This is a genomic window from Halomonas sp. (assembly GCF_052095695.1).
Taxonomy (GTDB): domain Bacteria; phylum Pseudomonadota; class Gammaproteobacteria; order Pseudomonadales; family Halomonadaceae; genus Vreelandella.
In genome coordinates this window covers 12,646-28,917 of record NZ_JBQDLQ010000021.1, presented here as the reverse complement: position 1 = coordinate 28,917, position 16,272 = coordinate 12,646, and the positions used below count along the sequence as shown (strand labels likewise).

General features: G+C 54.4%; 14 protein-coding genes and 1 pseudogene. 10 read left to right on the top strand and 5 right to left on the bottom strand.

What is annotated here, in order from left to right:
* Positions 1-103 precede the first annotated feature (103 nt).
* Positions 104-1,243, top strand: coding sequence for an efflux RND transporter periplasmic adaptor subunit (locus ACTH5D_RS06255; RefSeq protein ID WP_441669341.1), 1,140 nt, complete (start codon positions 104-106; stop codon positions 1,241-1,243).
* 38 nt (positions 1,244-1,281) lie between these two features.
* Positions 1,282-2,790, top strand: coding sequence for a DHA2 family efflux MFS transporter permease subunit (locus tag ACTH5D_RS06250; protein WP_441669339.1), 1,509 nt, complete (start codon positions 1,282-1,284; stop codon positions 2,788-2,790).
* Between the two features lie 13 nt (positions 2,791-2,803).
* Here the strand turns inward: ACTH5D_RS06250 and epmA are convergent, their stop codons facing one another.
* Together epmA and efp are read right to left on the bottom strand one after the other, a co-directional pair.
* Positions 2,804-3,784 (bottom strand): EF-P lysine aminoacylase EpmA, encoded by a 981-nt coding sequence (epmA, locus tag ACTH5D_RS06245; RefSeq protein ID WP_441669337.1) that lies wholly within the window; start codon positions 3,782-3,784, stop codon positions 2,804-2,806.
* Positions 3,785-3,864: 80 nt separating this feature from the next.
* On the bottom strand, positions 3,865-4,431 hold the full coding sequence (efp, locus tag ACTH5D_RS06240; RefSeq protein ID WP_096280910.1) for an elongation factor P: 567 nt from the start codon (positions 4,429-4,431) through the stop codon (positions 3,865-3,867).
* A 99-nt stretch (positions 4,432-4,530) separates the two neighbouring features.
* On the opposite strand from efp, the gene epmB reads away from it, so the two are divergent.
* Positions 4,531-5,541, top strand: coding sequence for an EF-P beta-lysylation protein EpmB (epmB, locus tag ACTH5D_RS06235; RefSeq protein WP_441669334.1), 1,011 nt, complete (start codon positions 4,531-4,533; stop codon positions 5,539-5,541).
* A gap of 154 nt (positions 5,542-5,695) precedes the next feature.
* Positions 5,696-5,952 (top strand): annotated as a pseudogene (locus ACTH5D_RS06230) (ISKra4 family transposase); the annotation flags it as partial.
* Positions 5,953-5,993: 41 nt separating this feature from the next.
* On the opposite strand, the gene ACTH5D_RS06225 reads toward ACTH5D_RS06230, so the two are convergent.
* Positions 5,994-6,959 (bottom strand): ion transporter, encoded by a 966-nt coding sequence (locus ACTH5D_RS06225; protein WP_441669332.1) that lies wholly within the window; start codon positions 6,957-6,959, stop codon positions 5,994-5,996.
* A gap of 173 nt (positions 6,960-7,132) precedes the next feature.
* On the opposite strand from ACTH5D_RS06225, the gene ACTH5D_RS06220 reads away from it, so the two are divergent.
* From ACTH5D_RS06220 to ACTH5D_RS06195, 6 genes are read left to right on the top strand one after another with little or no spacing between them, the layout of a single operon-like run.
* Positions 7,133-9,973 carry a monovalent cation/H+ antiporter subunit A gene (locus ACTH5D_RS06220; RefSeq protein WP_441669330.1) on the top strand — a complete coding sequence of 947 codons (2,841 nt, stop codon included), beginning with the start codon at positions 7,133-7,135 and terminating at the stop codon, positions 9,971-9,973.
* Complete coding sequence (locus ACTH5D_RS06215) at positions 9,973-10,305, top strand: Na+/H+ antiporter subunit C (RefSeq protein WP_441669328.1); 333 nt, start codon at positions 9,973-9,975, stop codon at positions 10,303-10,305. The genes ACTH5D_RS06220 and ACTH5D_RS06215 overlap by 1 nt, the downstream gene beginning before the upstream one ends.
* Complete coding sequence (locus ACTH5D_RS06210; RefSeq protein ID WP_441669326.1) at positions 10,302-11,825, top strand: monovalent cation/H+ antiporter subunit D; 1,524 nt, start codon at positions 10,302-10,304, stop codon at positions 11,823-11,825. Before ACTH5D_RS06215 ends, ACTH5D_RS06210 begins: the two co-directional genes overlap by 4 nt.
* Positions 11,822-12,319 (top strand): Na+/H+ antiporter subunit E, encoded by a 498-nt coding sequence (locus tag ACTH5D_RS06205; RefSeq protein WP_441669324.1) that lies wholly within the window; start codon positions 11,822-11,824, stop codon positions 12,317-12,319. Before ACTH5D_RS06210 ends, ACTH5D_RS06205 begins: the two co-directional genes overlap by 4 nt.
* Complete coding sequence (locus ACTH5D_RS06200; RefSeq protein ID WP_096280932.1) at positions 12,313-12,582, top strand: K+/H+ antiporter subunit F; 270 nt, start codon at positions 12,313-12,315, stop codon at positions 12,580-12,582. Before ACTH5D_RS06205 ends, ACTH5D_RS06200 begins: the two co-directional genes overlap by 7 nt.
* 37 nt (positions 12,583-12,619) lie before the next feature.
* A complete protein-coding gene (locus ACTH5D_RS06195; RefSeq protein WP_441669322.1) occupies positions 12,620-13,006 on the top strand; it encodes a Na+/H+ antiporter subunit G in 387 nt (128 codons plus the stop codon).
* A gap of 77 nt (positions 13,007-13,083) precedes the next feature.
* Here the strand turns inward: ACTH5D_RS06195 and serB are convergent, their stop codons facing one another.
* Both serB and parC read right to left on the bottom strand, forming a co-directional pair.
* Positions 13,084-14,013 carry a phosphoserine phosphatase SerB gene (gene serB, locus ACTH5D_RS06190; RefSeq protein ID WP_441669320.1) on the bottom strand — a complete coding sequence of 310 codons (930 nt, stop codon included), beginning with the start codon at positions 14,011-14,013 and terminating at the stop codon, positions 13,084-13,086.
* A 3-nt stretch (positions 14,014-14,016) separates the two neighbouring features.
* Complete coding sequence (parC, locus tag ACTH5D_RS06185; protein WP_441669318.1) at positions 14,017-16,269, bottom strand: DNA topoisomerase IV subunit A; 2,253 nt, start codon at positions 16,267-16,269, stop codon at positions 14,017-14,019.
* Positions 16,270-16,272 lie beyond the last annotated feature (3 nt).

Genomic DNA, 16,272 nt, shown 5'->3' with positions numbered 1-16,272 from the left:
CTCACAACCTTTCCCGCCTGCGTTCAGCATGTCACTTCTCGTCATTGAGCAGTCTTTTCGGGGTGATAGCGTTTCTTAGGGATGACATCGTTAAGGAGTGTCCATGTCGGAAGATGGCAAGCAAGAAGCTCATATCGGTAAAAAATCCAAGGGCAAGATACTGGCTGTCATCATCATCTTAATCGCGCTAGGAGCGCTGATTTGGTGGGGCGTCGGCTGGTGGCAGACCGGGCGCTTCATGGCAGAAACCGACAACGCCTACGTGCGCACCGATAGTGTCGCCGTGCGTGCAGAGCTGTCAGCCCGCGTTGCGCAAGTGGCTGTGCATGACAACCAAACGGTGAGCCAAGGTGATTTACTCATACGTCTGGACGATGCCAGCTACCGCGATCAGCTGGCTCAAGCTAGCGCGCAACAAGCGGTGGCCGCTGCCTCAATCGTTCAGTCACAGCGTCAGGTAGCCTTACAGCAGGCATCTATCGACCAAGCCAATGCCCAGGTAGATGCCGCCGAAGCCGATGTCGGCCAAGCTCGCCAGCACCTTGAGCGCTCATCTTCTCTTGCCGCCAGCAACTATGGCTCTCGCCAGCAAAACGAGGACGATCAAACCACGCTCAGGGTTGCTGAGGCCAACCTGGCCCAGAGCCGCGCCGCGGTTATCTCGGCCAGGCGTCAACTGGAAGTGGCCGAAAGCGACGTGACCCGAGCCGAAGCCAATCTGGATGCTGCAGGCGCCGATTTCGACTATGCCCAACATCAGCTCGACAAAACGCGTATCGTCGCGCCGCGGGCGGGCATCATCGGCAACCTTCAGGTGAAGGCCGGCGCGCTGGCGCAGCCATCCCTAACGCTGCTGCAGCTGGTGCCCATTGAATCAGCGTATGTGGCGGCTAATTTTAAGGAAACCCAGCTTGAGCGGATACGCGTCGGTCAGCCGGTCAGTATTCATTTAGATGCCTACCCGAATATCACATATCAGGGCGTGGTCGACAGCCTATCCCCGGCCACGGGCACTGAGTTCAGTCTCTTACCTCAGGATAACGCTACCGGCAACTTCAATAAAATCGTGCAGCGCGTGCCCGTCAAGATTCGCTTTACCGGCCCACAAGATGCATTAAACCTACTGCGTGCAGGGCTTTCGGCGGTGCCGGAAATCGATACTCGCAACCTTGAGCCAGGCAACGACACAGGGGTTGCCCACGTAAATACCCCGGGCAGCACCCAGGAACGCCGCGACTTATGAGCGAGGCAGCAGGAAGCTCGGCAGGAGGTGTCAACGACATGCCATCCTGGCGCCAGCGAGTCGGTTTCATTGCCGCGGTGTTTGGCATGTTTATGGCGATTTTGGACATTCAGATCGTCGCCAGCTCGCTAAACGAGATCCAGTCGGGCCTTTCGGCTAGCGCAGACCAGATATCCTGGGTGCAAACCTCTTATCTGATTGCAGAGATAGTGATGATTCCGCTATCGGGTATGCTGATGCGGATTCTTTCAACTCGCGTCGTCTTCACCCTTTCCTGCGCGGGCTTCACCTTGGCAAGCCTTGGCTGCGCCATGGCTACTTCAATTGAACAACTTATCGTACTGCGTGCCATTCAGGGCTTCATGGGTGGCGCGATGATTCCAATTACACAAGCGGTCAGCTTCTCGATCTTTCCTCGCCGGGTGATGGGCAGCGTACAGGCAGTCATTGGCATGGTAGTGACCATGGCACCTTCGATCGGCCCCACGGTGGGTGGCTACATCACTGAAACCCAGAGCTGGCACTGGCTATTCTTAGCCAATATCATTCCGGGAATACTGGTGTGCTGGGCTTCATGGAAATTTTTAAATATCGACAAGCCTAATCACGCGCTAGCGCGCAAGCTTGATCTTATCGGCCTGGCCCTGATCGCGGTGTTTCTAGGATCACTTGAGTTCGTCCTTGAAGAGGGCCCGGGCGATGACTGGTTCGCCAGTGACCGCATCACTATCTTCAGCGTGGTGTGCCTGCTGGCGGGCGTGTGGTTTTTTACTCGCACATTGCGCAGCAATCATCCGATTGTCGACTTGCGCGCTTTCGCCAACCGCAACTTCGCGATCGGCGCAGGAATGGGCTTTATTATCGGCATTGCGCTGTATGGGTTGGTTTATATCATGCCGCTGTTCTTTGGCTACGTACGCGGCTACTCAAGCCTACAGATCGGTCAGGTAATGTTTGTCACCGGGGTAACGATGTTCCTGTGTGCACCACTCATCGGCCAAGCGACTAATCACCTAGACCTGCGCGTGATGCTATTTTTCGGTTTACTGCTGGTAGGCGTGGGCACCATGATGAACAGCAATCTCACTGTGGAGTCAGGGTTCTGGCAGTTCTGCTTGCCGCAGATTGTGCGCGGCATGGGGCTGATCATGTGCATCATTCCGGCCTCGCGAATCGCGCTAGGCACCCTCTCCCCCAGCGAAGTGGGTAACGCCAGCGGGTTGTTTAACGTCATGCGCAATTTAGGCGGCGCCATGGGGCTTGCACTGCTTGATACGGTGCGCGATATCCGCGAGGACTTTCACTGGAATCAGCTAATTCCGGCCATCAATACCGGCCGAGAGGTGGTGGTGACTGAAATCGCCAAGTATGAAGCCATGCTCAGCGGGTCGGTGCCTGATGCCTACCACGCGGCCGTTGGCTTACTCGCGCAGCGGGTCTCACAGCAGGCCAAGGTACTGGCCTTTAACGATATTTTTACGTGGATGGGTCTGATCTATATCGCCACGGTGCCGCTGGTGTTTCTACTCAAACGCATCAAGGCATAAGACGTATCCCGCCCTAACAATTGGGTGTTGAAAATGCGAGCACGTCTTCCAGGCGTGCCTTTCCCAGCGCCAGCTGAATAAGACGGTCGATGCCCAGCGCCACGCCAGCCCCCTCGGGCATACCGTGCTCAAGCGCGGCCAACAGGTTCTCGTCAATATCCACTTCCGGCAAGCCTACACGACGCCGCTCGGCGTTATCCTCATGAAAGCGCCGGCGCTGCTCTTGTGCATCGGTTAGCTCATCGTAGCCATTGGCCAGTTCAATACCGTTAACATAAAGCTCAAAACGAGACGCTACCCACTCACCATCCGCATCTTGATGGCGTCGAGCCAGGGCCGCTTGGCTGGTAGGGTAATCGGTGACCACGCTAAGCTCCTGCTGGCCAAGCTGAGGCTCAATTACCATGCTCATCAATAAGTCCAAACAGGTATCACGCCCTTCATCGGCCAAGGCATGGGCAGACATTTGCCCCCGCTCTGAGGCCAGCATCCGCAGTTTCTCCAGCGACGATGTAAAGGGGTCGACCGCCAGGTGGGTATGAAACAGCTCGCGGTAACGATAATGCACAATGTCGCCAGGCGCAGCTGGCAGCAGAGCCATAACCAGCGCCGCCGTTTCTGCCATCATCTCATTGAGCGAGAACTGAGGCCGATACCACTCAAGCATGGTGAACTCGATATTATGCCGCGCCCCCACTTCACCATCGCGAAAGCTTCTGGCTAGCTGAAAAATCGGTCCACTGCCCGCAGCCAGCAGCCGCTTCATATGAAACTCAGGCGAAGTTTGCAGCCAGAGACGGCGCTGCCCTCGGTCAGTCCGTGCCAGGGTATTCAGTGAGACCAAATGCACATCCGTGCTGCCGCCCTGCCCTAACACCGGCGTTTCGACTTCTAGCACAGTACGCGCAGCAAAAAATGCCCGCACGCTGGCCATTAAACGCGCACGCTCGCGCAATGTTTCGATAGACGCTGTGGGGTGCCAATCAATGGCCATTACGACTCCTAGGGCAAGGCACGAAAAAAAGCCACGCTCGTTGCGTGGCCTTTAAATCATATCATCGGCAGCAAAACTGATTAAGCGCGCGAGACGTAATCGCCGCTGCGCGTATCAATTTTTAGCACTTCGCCCCGGTTGATAAACAGCGGTACGCGTACTACGGCACCCGAGGTAAGCGTTGCAGGCTTGGAGCCGCCCTGGGCAGTGTCGCCCTTCAAGCCAGGATCTGTTTCGACGACTTCCAGCTCAATGAAGTTGGGCGGTGTAACAGAAATAGCCTTGTCGTCCCACAACGTAATGGTATAAGGCACCTGCTCCTTAAGCCATTTTGAGGTATCGCCTAGGGCTTTCTTTTCCACGGCATACTGCTCGAAGGAACCATCGGTCTTCATGAAGTGCCACATGTCACCGTCGGTATAGAGATATTCCATCTCTAAATCCATGACATCGGCGCCTTCCAGCGAGTCACCGGATTTGAACGTCTTCTCACCCACACGGCCAGTCATCAGGTTACGCATTTTAACGCGGTTAAACGCCTGTCCTTTACCTGGCTTGACCAGCTCGTTTTCGACAATCGAACAAGGGTCGCCGTCGAGCATTACTTTCAAACCGGCTTTGAATTCATTGGTAGAATAGTTCGCCATATCGCCTCTCAATTACCTATTCTTAGCTACGTGGTCTGCGAAGCCGCGGCTTCACGCTTATGATCAGTGCGTCGCATGATAACCCGAAGGAGGGCTTTTTTGCAGGAGAACATCATTATTGCCGCGTCTAAGACGCCCCTGACTTGGCAACAGCAACTTTCCATGGCCATTCGCGACCCTAAGGTGCTGTGTGACCGGCTTGGATTAAGCAGCCAGTGGCTAGCAGGCGCCCAGACGGGGCATACGCTGTTTGACGTGTGCGTGCCCGATGCTTATCTCAACAGAATAGCGTATGCCGATCTAAACGATCCGCTGCTACGCCAGATCCTGCCCGTTGATAAAGAGGCGCTTACGCCCCCAGGCTATGTGGCTGATCCGCTGGAAGAGAGCGACCATCAACCGGCAAAAGGGTTAATCCACAAATACGCTAACCGTGTACTGTTAATTGCCAGCCCGACCTGCGCGATCAACTGCCGTTACTGCTTTCGACGTCACTTTCCCTATAGCGATAACGCCCCTTCGCGGGCGCAGTGGCAAGAAGCGCTCGACTACCTGCGAGCAGATACGTCGATCCATGAGACGATTCTTTCCGGGGGCGACCCGCTGGCTGCCAATGACCGCCAGCTAGCATGGCTGGTTGATCAGCTTGAAGGCATCCCGCACATTAAGCGGCTACGCATTCACACCCGCCTGCCGGTAGTGATACCTGACCGAGTTGACGACGCCTTATTGGCATGGCTAAGCAATACGCGGCTACAGAAAGTGATCGTCTTGCACATCAACCATGCCAACGAAATTGACCAAGCCGTGATAGATGCCTGCACGCGTTTGAAGCAAACAAGCGTGACGCTACTTAACCAAAGCGTACTACTGCGCGGCGTGAACGATAACGTGACGACGCTGGCCACTCTTTCCGAGCGCCTGTTTGAAGCAGGCATACTGCCATACTACCTGCACGTACTAGATCCGGTGCAGGGTGCGGCGCATTTTGATGTGGCAGATGAAGACGCCCGCGCGCTTGTTGCCGAGCTTCGTGACTATCTGCCAGGGTTCTTAATGCCGCGGCTGGTGCGGGAAATTCCTGGCAAGGCAAGCAAAACGCCGCTTTAACGCTGATTAAGCATCACAAATCTACCCAAGCTCCTCTTGTGATTGATGGCGCTTAGAGTGGGTCGTTTGCTTTTCCATGCAGGTGTACGGGAGTGGGCAAAACCTGGTGGTCGGCGTGGTAGGGTAAGGGTTTCAGAACAAGGCGGGACCCACCATGGATGTAAGTATTTTTTTGCCGAGACGACGTTTGACGATGGAGAAACTCGGAGGCGCAATATCATGTGCCTTCGCCGTGCGGCCGACGATTTTAGAGCTGAGAACTTGGGCCTGCTCCTTGACGGCGCAAAGACCTTGTTGAGGCGGTTACAGGAGGCAGTTGTGCAAGATCAGGTCGGTGAAGCCGTGAAGGCTCGCCGGAAATGCAGTGACTGCGGCAAACCACGCGCGATCCATGACGATCGTGGCCGCATAACCACCAAGTTTTGCCCACTCCCGATGATGCCTGTCTAACATTAGTCGGTAATGGGCTTATCGGCTTGCTTACCGCCTGCATCGCTATGCGCTGAATTACGTTGCGCGAAGCTGTCTTGTACTGAACCGGCTTGCGCTGAATCGCCTTCCAATGAGTTATGAGGCACAGAGCCCTGTGGCGAATGAGACTGTGCAAGGGCGCTCTCCATTCGGTCAAGCTGTGCGCGTAAATCCCGCACATCGCTGCGCAGCCCCTGCATTTGGGCAGCATCACCGCCATCATTCTCTAAATCGAGTAGCGCACTCTCCTTCTGCATCACGTCCAATACGATGCCAATCATCATGTTGAGAAAAATGAAGGCATTCAGAAAGATAAACGTTAAAAAGAATATCCAGGCATAGGGATAAACTTCCATGGTGGGATAAAGCACGGCCGTCGCCCAGCTTTCAAAGGTCGCCACCTGGAACAGCGTTAGCATCGCCAGCGAAATATTGCCCCACAGCCCCTCATCAACGCTATGAAATAGAAAGCTGCCAATGGCGGCATAAATATAGAAAATGATAAACATCAGCAGAACGACATAGCCCATCCGCGGCACCGACTTCACCAGGGCATTGAGCAACATCTGCAGTTCAGGAATCATCGACACCAAGCGCAGCACTCTGAAAATACGCAGCAGCCGCGCCAACAGGACCATTTCAGAGTCATCCATAGGGATTAAACTGGCGGTCACAATCAGAAAATCAAAAACGTTCCAGCCCTTTTTGAAGAAGCTCAGAAGAGTGCGCTCAGCGGCCATCCTGATTAAAATTTCTATCAAAAAGAAGATAGTGACGGCGACATCTAAATACAGCAGCCACTGCTCAATCCGAGAGGTTTCTTCATAGGTTTTGGCCCCTATTACTAGGGCAGAAATAACGATAATGGCAATCACGACGGCTTCAAAAAGCTTGTTTGATCGCAGCTTTTCGAAACGGGCTTGCCAGGTATTAAAGGGTTCACTCATGGAACAAAAAATCTCTCATCGGTTGACCGGCACACTTTATACTAAAATTTCACAGCTACTGCACAAGTGATATCCTCTTGTTCCACTTGATGTATCCTGCACCACCTGAACCTGCTCCAGGCGCTCTGGAGGTGGTCTTTTGACTTTTTTAACTTAGCCGCTGGATGACACCCATGACATTGCTTTGGATAGCCTTGTTGCCTTTGCTAGGCGTACTGGTGCCGCTACTCACCGCACGATTTGGTCGCAGTGCCTGTTCACTGACAACCGCCGTGCTACCAGCGACCGCGCTAGCAATGACGCTACTCAACGTGCCAGCGCTACAAGATGGCGAGCAGCTGCGTTTTTCAGCCGCCTGGATGCCGGAACTGGCGCTAAACTTAGCGTTTCGGCTAGATGGATTATCGCTACTGTTTAACCTGCTGATACTGGGTATTGGTTTACTGATTATACTTTATGCCCATTACTATCTCGCAAAAGATGAGCCGTTTGGCCGATTTTACGCTTTCTTGATGCTATTTATGGCATCAATGGTGGGCATTTCAATGTCGGACAATTTGATTCTGCTCTGGTTTTTCTGGGAGTTAACCAGCCTCTCGTCATTCTTACTTATTGGTTACTGGTCGCATCAATCAGATGCTCGTAAGGGCGCCCGCATGGCGCTAACGATCACTGGGGCCGGTGGGCTTGCCCTGTTGGCAGGCTTGCTACTGCTTGGCAACATGGCCGGAAGTTTCAGCATGGACGACGTATTAGCAAGCGGCGATAGCATTCTTGCCGACCCGCGCTACCCACTGATGCTGTGCTTAGTATTACTCGGCGCGTTTACCAAATCAGCACAGTTTCCTTTTCATTTTTGGCTGCCCCACGCCATGGCCGCTCCCACACCGGTCTCGGCCTACCTACACTCTGCCACCATGGTTAAAGCGGGCATTTTCCTGATGGCGCGACTGCATCCGGCGATTGCTGGCAGCGAGCTATGGAGCGTGGTTGTCTCGCTAGTCGGCATCATAACGATGCTATATGGCGCATGGTTTGCGCTGATCAAAAGCGACCTAAAAGGTATATTAGCGTTTTCCACGGTTAGCCACCTCGGCTTAATTACCGTACTGCTGGGCATTGGTAGCCCAATGGCAATTTTGGCCGCCCTTTTTCATATTCTCAATCACGCCACTTTCAAAGCCGCACTGTTTATGAGTGCGGGTATCATTGATCACGAAACCGGCACCCGCGAACTTAAACAACTGGGCGGCCTAAAAAATGCCATGCCGGTCACGGCGCTATTAACCATTTTAGCGGCAGCGTCCATGGCGGGGGTTCCGCTTTTCAACGGTTTCTTATCCAAAGAAATGTTCTTTACCGAGACACTGGCAACCCCTGTGTTCGGCGGAATAAGCTGGTTATTACCCGCGCTAGCAGCAATCGGCGGCATTCTATCGGTCGCCTACTCGCTGCGCTTGGTTCACGCGGTCTTCTTCAAGCCCGCTCGCGAAGCACCGCCTAAGTCGCCTCATGAGCCGCCTCATTTGATGCGCCTGCCGATGGAAATACTGGTTGCCTTGTGTGTAGTGGTGGGATTATTTCCCGCAGTGATGGCCACCAACACCTTAGAACTTGCCAGTCTGGCCGTGATTGGTAGCCCTCTGGATATCCACCTGGCGATCTGGCATGGCGTCAACCTGCCGCTGATGATGAGTGTGCTCGCTTTTGTAGCTGGCATTGCGCTTTATTGGCGCTACGGCAACGTTCAACGTTTTACCCAGCAGTTTGTGGGCGTGGATGCTCGCCGTATATTTGAACGTATTCTTATTGCCATTAGCTTCCGCGCCGAACAGCTTATTACTACGCTCGACGGCAACTCCTTACAGCGCTATGTAGGCTGGCTATGGTTAGCAGCGCTATTAATGGGCGGCATCGGCCTCGTTCAGATTACAGATTTAACCGGCGCGGCGGGCAATCAATCACTAGATGGCGTGCTCATTTTAGGCGCGGGAATGCTGATGTTTGGTGGCATAGCTACCGCTGCCACCCATCGTTACCGGCTTATTTCTCTGCTGATGCTGTCGGTAGTGGGACTATTTGTCGCTCTCACCTTTGCCCGTTTCTCAGCGCCCGACCTTGCCCTGACACAGCTGTCGGTCGAAGTGGTGACCATGATTTTGCTGATGCTGGCGCTATTTTTCTTACCGCAGAAAACGCCCAGAGAATCCAGTCCGTTGCGTAATATTCGCGATATGCTGCTGGCGGGGTCGCTAGGGCTAGTTGTTGCAAGCCTTAACTATGCGGTCATGACCCATGATACTCAGGCAATTTCTAACTTCTTTTTAGAGAACAGTAAGCCTGGCGGCGGTGGCTATAACGTGGTCAACGTTATATTGGTCGACTTCCGTGGCTTCGATACCCTGGGTGAAATTACCGTACTGGCCATAGCTGGCTTAGCGATATTTAAGCTATTGAATCGCCTGCGCCTATTTATGCCGCACAGCGACGGCGAGGGCCGTGTATGGTCACCTGACCGTTACCCTGCGGTGCTTACCTCCATTTCAATGACGCTGCTTCCGTTGGCGCTGCTGGTATCTGCGTTTATTTTCTTGCGCGGCCACAATCAGCCAGGCGGTGGTTTTATTGCCGGCTTAATTACCGCCGTGGCGCTTATTTTGCTGTATATGGCGCGTGGCGTGGCGTGGGCACAAGAACGTTTGGATTTCCCCTTCCAACCAGTGGCCGTTATCGGGGTAGCCGTGGCTACGCTCACCGGACTAGGCAGCTGGCTGTTTGGGCATCCGTTCTTAACCTCCGCCTTCGGCTATTTTAGCCTTCCGCTGATCGGCACGTTTGAGCTGGCCACCGCACTGCTATTTGATCTGGGTGTGTATTTGGCCGTCGTCGGTGCCACGCTGATGATTCTTGCCAACCTGGGTAAAGTCACCACCGCGCATCGCCCGGTGACCGAAGCGACGGAAAAAGATATCGACGCCCCCCCAGCCTCTTCAGCTACTCAGGAGCCTCGTTAATGGAATTGCTTTACGCGATGACCACCGGTGTATTGACCGCTTCGGGTCTCTATCTCACGTTAAGAGGCCGTACCTTTCCCGTCGTGGTGGGCCTTACGCTGCTCTCTTATGCGGTAAACCTGTTTCTGTTTTCAATGGGTGGACTGACCACTGACGGCGCCGCGATTGTGTCCGGAGGCGGAAACGTTGCCGACCCTCTTCCTCAAGCGCTGGTGCTTACCGCCATCGTTATCGGCTTTGCGATGACGGCTTTTGTGGTGATCCTGGCAATGCGGGCACGCAGCGAAGTGGGCAACGACCACGTCGACGGCAATAAGGAAGACCGAGAATGATGCAGCACCTGATTGTTTTTCCTGTTGTCCTGCCACTGATTGCGGGCATCTTAATGCTCTATCAGCGCCAAGGCTTAGTGCGCTATAAGCGCACGGTTAGCGTGTCGGCTACGCTGCTGTTACTGCTGGTGGCGATAGGCTTAGTACGCCAAGCCGCCAGCGGCGACGTCACCTACTACGCGCTGGGCGATTGGCAGGCACCCTTTGGTATCGTGCTGGTGCTGGATCGTCTCTCTGCATTAATGGTGCTATTAACCGCCACGTTAGCAGTGGGTGCCGTGGTATTTGCCTGCGCAGGTGACGACGAAAAAGGCAGTAATTTCCATGGCCTATTTCAGTGGCAGCTGCTGGGGATAAATGGCGCCTTTTTAACCGGCGACCTATTCAACCTTTTCGTTTTTTTCGAAGTACTGCTGCTGGCGTCTTACGCGCTGCTGCTGCACGGCGGTGGCAAAGCGCGCATTCAAGCCAGCGTGCACTATGTGGTGCTCAACTTAGCGGGTTCTTCGCTGTTCTTAATCGCAGTGGGCATACTCTATGGCGCAACGGGCACCCTCAACATGGCCGATATGGCGATTCGGGTGGCTGACTTGCCGGTTGCGCGCGAAGGATTAGTCACCGCTGGCGCACTGATGCTGCTAGTCGTTTTTGCTTTAAAATCCGCTATGCTGCCGCTGTATTTTTGGCTGCCCAAGGCCTATGCGTCAGCGCCGGCACCGGTCGCCGCACTTTTCGCCATTATGACGAAGGTGGGTATTTACGCCATCCTACGTGTCTATTCATTAATTTTTGGTGATAGTGCGGGCGGCTTGGAAGCACTGGAGCAGCCCTGGGTTTGGTGGCTGTCGTTGGCCACTATTGCGGCCGCTGGCGCTGGCGTAATGGCCGCACGAGACTTACGCCTATTGGTTGCGTATTTAGTGCTGGTATCAGTGGGTACGCTGCTGGCCAGCATCGGCATAGGCACGCCTCAAGCGACCTCGGCACTCTTGTACTACTTGATACATACAACGCTGATTACCGGCGGACTGTTTCTGTTAGCAGAAATGATCGGCCTGCAGCGTGGCAAAGCCGGCACCCGACTAGTTAAGGGCCGCCCCATGGTGCAAGGCACTGCGCTAGGGATTCTTTTTTTTGCAGGCGCAATCGCCGTAGCGGGCATGCCGCCACTGTCAGGCGCCATTGGCAAAGCACTGATGCTCAATGCAGTAGAAGGCACTCAGCGACTATGGCTATGGCCGCTGCTACTGGTAGCGGGGCTGTGTTCCATGGTCGCCCTGGCGCGCGCGGGGTCTACGCTGTTTTGGCGCAGCTACCGCGGCAATATTAGCGGCAGCCCGCTACCGTATCGCCAGTGGTTTGGCGTTATCTGGCTACTTAGTGCGGCTCCCCTATTAGTGGTATTGGCTGGGCCAGTGAGTAGCTATACACAGGCCACGGCGGAACAACTCGCTAATCCGCAGGTGCTTATACGCACGCTACTGCCTGATCAAGCTACTGATGCAGGAGAAGCACAATGATTGCCCCACGCGCCTGGCTGCCCACGCCTGTTTTATCCCTACTGCTGCTGGTGGTTTGGCTGCTGTTAGTGCGCAGCTACGCCATTGGTCAGTTTGTGCTAGGTGGCTCCTTAGCCATTTTGATCCCTCTGCTGACCCACCGTTTTTGGGATGCACGCCCGCGGATCACTAAGCCTTTCGCTTTAATGCGTTTCTTGTTTCGAGTGCTCGGCGATATCGTCGTCGCCAACTTTGAAGTGGCTTACTTAATTACCAATCCTTGGCGCAAGCTTCGCCCCCACTTTATTGAATACCCGCTGATACTCGAAGAGCGATTCACCATCACTCTGCTGGCCAGCACTATTAGCCTGACGCCGGGTACCGTCTCGGCTAACTTACGCCTGGACGGCAAATCTCTGCTGATTCACGCCTTAGACGTAGGTGATGAAGAGGCACTGATCGAGCAAATACGCGAGCGCTATGAACGCCCACTTAAGGAGATTTACGAATGTTAAGTATTGCACTCTACATCACCTTAACCCTGGTCGTGATGGCACTGCTGCTGAACCTTTATCGGCTCACCATCGGCCCAAGCCTGCCTGATCGGGTATTAGCGCTGGATACCATGTACGTAAACTCAATTGCGCTCATTGTGCTGTTGGGGCTATGGCTTAACAGCAAAACGTATTTCGAGTCAGCGCTATTGATCGCCATGCTAGGGTTCATCAGTACCGTGGCGGTGTGTAAATATATTTTGCGCGGAGATATTATCGAATGACGCACATAATAGACGCCTACAACAGGGAGCAGCGGCTATGCCGATAATAGTGGAAGGGGTTATTTCACTGCTGTTGATCGCGGGCGGTATGTTTGTTTTTATCGGCTCACTGGGCATGGCTCACCTGCGCGATTTTTATATGCGCCTGCACGGCCCGACCAAAGCCACCACGCTAGGTATCGGCTGCATGCTAATTGCTTCGATGCTGTATTTTTGGAGCGTGGACGGTAAGCCGGATATTCAAGAAATGCTCATTACGCTATTTCTGTTTATCACCGCTCCCGTGAGCGCCCACCTGCTGGCTAAATCCGGCCTGCACATGCGCTTAAAACATAGCGATAAAACCCAGGGTAAACCGTTGGAACTGAAGGCCGAAGAAGTCGGCGAAAAACCGGTGCCACATCCCGACAAAGGCCATGGTTAAAAGCAGTCCCATAGCGTCTCGTAACAACGCCATAAGGCGGTGCTGAAAGGCACCGCCTTATGCTTAAGGGGTATTTTTTAAGACGTTAAATTCTGCTGGCGATAGCCCATCACATACAGCAACGCATCAATGCCTAGCGTTGAGATTGCCTGACGCGCCTGGGCACGCACCACGGGCTTGGCATGAAACGCGACGCCCAAGCCAGCACTAGCGAGCATCTTAAGATCGTTCGCACCATCGCCCACCGCAATGGTTTGATTCAAGGTAAAGCCTTCACGCTCCGCAATGGCGGCTAATAGCTCCGCTTTACGCTCGGCATCGACAATGGGCTCGCGAACGTCGCCGGTCACCTTACCCTGCTCAATCACCAGCTCGTTAGCATGAATTTCGTCGAAGCCTAACGTCTCCTGTAAGTAGCGAGCAAAGTAGGTAAAGCCGCCAGAGAGAATCGCCGTGCGGTAACCCAAGCGCTTTAGATTGGCCATCAAACGTTCAACGCCATCCATCAGCGGCAGTTCTTTAGCGATATCCGCCAGCACCGACTCATCCAAACCGGCTAGTTTGCTCATGCGCTCGCGAAAGCTCTGCTGAAAATCGAGTTCACCGCGCATGGCGCGTTCGGTAATCGCAGCGACTTCGTCTCCTACCCCATGACGACGCGCCAGCTCGTCAATGACTTCGGCTTTGATAAGCGTGGAATCCATGTCAAAGCATATTAAGCGTGGTTGAACCTGGTCACGAAAGTCGTCTTGAATGACGACATCCATGCCTAGAGTTTCACCCAGCGCTAATGCCGCTTTACGTACCGCTTCAATATCAACGCTGTCACCGACCAGGCGGTACTCAATGCAGTCAATGTTGTCGCCGCCCGGCAATGATGCATCGGCAAGCCGCTGGACGCTTTTCTGCTCAAGGCCAAATTGTGCCACTAAGGCATCTATCTGCGATTGAATGTCCGCAGTCAAACGCGATCCTAAGGCGGTTAGAATAAAATCACCGCGTGCCATTGCTTATTCTCCTGCCTCTAAACGATCTACTTTTTGGAAACCGCGCGGTAGTTTACTGCCACGCCGGCCGCGCTCACCGCGGTAATAGGCCAAGTCATCGGCTTTAAGCGTCAGTTTGCGCTTACCGGCATGCAGCATCAGTGCATCGCTGGACGCTAACACCACAACTCCGCATACAAACTCTTCCCGCCGTGCCGCTCTAGGGCCGGGTATATCGAGCATTTTATTGCCCTTGCCTTTGGACATCTCGGGCAATTGAGCCAAGGGGAACAGCAGTAAACGTCCTTCATTTGATACCGAAGCAACCCAAAGCTCCTCGCCTTCCGGCACCTCAATAGGCGCCATGACGTTACAGCCCTTGGGTAGGCTCAGCACCGCTTTACCGGCTTTGTTTTTACCGGTCAGCGTGTCGAGCCTAGCAACAAAACCGTAGCCGCCGTCAGTGGCCAGCACAAAACGCCGCTCGGGTGGTGCAAACATCAGCCCCGCCATTTTCGCCCCAGCGGCAACATTGGCGCGCCCAGTCACCGGCTCACCCTGGCCCCGTGCACTGGGAAGATTATGCGCTGAGAGCGTATAGGCACGCCCGGTATCATCCAACAGTACCAGCGGCTGATTGGTTTTGCCCCGCGCCGCGAGTTGGAAGCTGTCACCGGCTTTATAGGACAGCCCCTCGGGGTCGATATCATGCCCTTTAGCCGCCCGAATCCAGCCTTTGTCTGATAGCACCACGGTAATCGGGTCAGCGCCCATAAGCTCAACTTCAGACAGCGCTTTGGACTCTTCACGCTCAACAAGCGGTGAACGGCGCGCATCCCCGTGCTCTTTACCAGCAGCGCGAATTTCTTTTTCAATTAGCGTGGTGAGCTTAGCTTCGCTGCCCAGCAACCCCTGCAAGTACTTACGCTCTTTTTCCAGCTCATCCTGCTCGCCACGAATTTTCATCTCTTCGAGCTTGGCCAGGTGGCGTAACCGCAGCTCTAAAATGGCCTCTGCTTGGCGCTCAGAAAGACTAAAGGTGGAAATTAGCGAAGCCTTGGGATCGTCCTCTTCACGAATGATGCGGATCACTTCATCAAGATCCAGATAGGCGGTCAGCAGGCCTTCCAGGATATGCAGGCGGTCTTCAACTTTACCTAGCCGATGCTCTAAACGCCGACGTACGGTGCTGCGACGAAACTGCAGCCATTCGCCGAGCATTTCAGGCAACGGCATCACCCGTGGCCGACCGTCCAGGCCGATCACGTTCATATTCACGCGTACGTTCTTTTCTAAATCGGTCGTGGCGAACAGATGTGCCATCAGCGACTCAACGTCAATGCGGCTGGAGCGCGGCTCAATCACCAAGCGCGTTGGCTCTTCATGGGTCGATTCATCGCGTAGGTCGGCCACCATGGGCAGCTTTTTAGCCTGCATTTGCGCGGCAATCTGCTCCAATACCTTGGCACCACTAACCTGATACGGCACAGCGGTGATAACGATATTGGCTTCTTCACGAATGTAGCGGGCACGTAGTTTGACCGAGCCCCGGCCGGATTCATAAAGCTTACGCAGATCCGCAGGCGGAGTGATAATTTCCGCGTCAGTAGGAAAATCCGGCGCGGGCACGAATTCCATTAAATCAGCGGTGGTCGCCTTTGGATTACGCAGCAGATGACAGGTCGCCTCGACAATTTCAGCTACGTTATGCGGGGGAATATCGGTGGCCATACCCACCGCGATGCCCATACCGCCGTTTAGCAATACGTGCGGCAATTTGGCGGGCAGTACCAACGGCTCCTGCATGGTGCCATCAAAGTTGGGCGCCCAATCAACGGTGCCTTGGCCAAGCTCGCCTAACAGCACTTCGGCAAACTTGGAAAGCTTCGCTTCGGTATAGCGCATGGCGGCAAAGGATTTAGGGTCATCGGGGCTACCCCAGTTGCCCTGGCCATCCACCAGCGGGTAGCGATAGCTAAACGACTGCGCCATGAGCACCATGGCTTCATAGCAAGCGCTGTCGCCATGAGGGTGAAACTTACCCAGCACGTCGCCGACGGTACGCGCCGATTTTTTGTATTTAGCATTAGCGTGCAGCGCCAGCTCGCGCATGGCGTAAATAATACGTCGCTGCACGGGTTTCATGCCGTCGCCGACATTGGGCAACGCACGGTCGAGAATCACGTACATCGAATAATCGAGGTAGGCTTTTTCGGTATAGTCGCGCAGGGACAAACGCTCGACGTCGCCCTCTGCTACTTGAATATCCATGGTCATCGG

Coding starts and splice junctions, on each gene's coding strand:
- ACTH5D_RS06220 (WP_441669330.1), top strand. CDS start 7,133: ATGACATTGCTTTGGATAGCCTTGTTGCCTTTGCTAGGCGTACTGGTG.
- ACTH5D_RS06210 (WP_441669326.1), top strand. CDS start 10,302: ATGATGCAGCACCTGATTGTTTTTCCTGTTGTCCTGCCACTGATTGCG.
- ACTH5D_RS06195 (WP_441669322.1), top strand. CDS start 12,620: ATGCCGATAATAGTGGAAGGGGTTATTTCACTGCTGTTGATCGCGGGC.
- epmA (WP_441669337.1), bottom strand. CDS start 3,784: ATGGCCATTGATTGGCACCCCACAGCGTCTATCGAAACATTGCGCGAG.
- ACTH5D_RS06215 (WP_441669328.1), top strand. CDS start 9,973: ATGGAATTGCTTTACGCGATGACCACCGGTGTATTGACCGCTTCGGGT.
- ACTH5D_RS06250 (WP_441669339.1), top strand. CDS start 1,282: ATGCCATCCTGGCGCCAGCGAGTCGGTTTCATTGCCGCGGTGTTTGGC.
- serB (WP_441669320.1), bottom strand. CDS start 14,013: ATGGCACGCGGTGATTTTATTCTAACCGCCTTAGGATCGCGTTTGACT.
- parC (WP_441669318.1), bottom strand. CDS start 16,269: ATGACCATGGATATTCAAGTAGCAGAGGGCGACGTCGAGCGTTTGTCC.
- ACTH5D_RS06205 (WP_441669324.1), top strand. CDS start 11,822: ATGATTGCCCCACGCGCCTGGCTGCCCACGCCTGTTTTATCCCTACTG.
- efp (WP_096280910.1), bottom strand. CDS start 4,431: ATGGCGAACTATTCTACCAATGAATTCAAAGCCGGTTTGAAAGTAATG.
- ACTH5D_RS06200 (WP_096280932.1), top strand. CDS start 12,313: ATGTTAAGTATTGCACTCTACATCACCTTAACCCTGGTCGTGATGGCA.
- ACTH5D_RS06225 (WP_441669332.1), bottom strand. CDS start 6,959: ATGAGTGAACCCTTTAATACCTGGCAAGCCCGTTTCGAAAAGCTGCGA.
- ACTH5D_RS06255 (WP_441669341.1), top strand. CDS start 104: ATGTCGGAAGATGGCAAGCAAGAAGCTCATATCGGTAAAAAATCCAAG.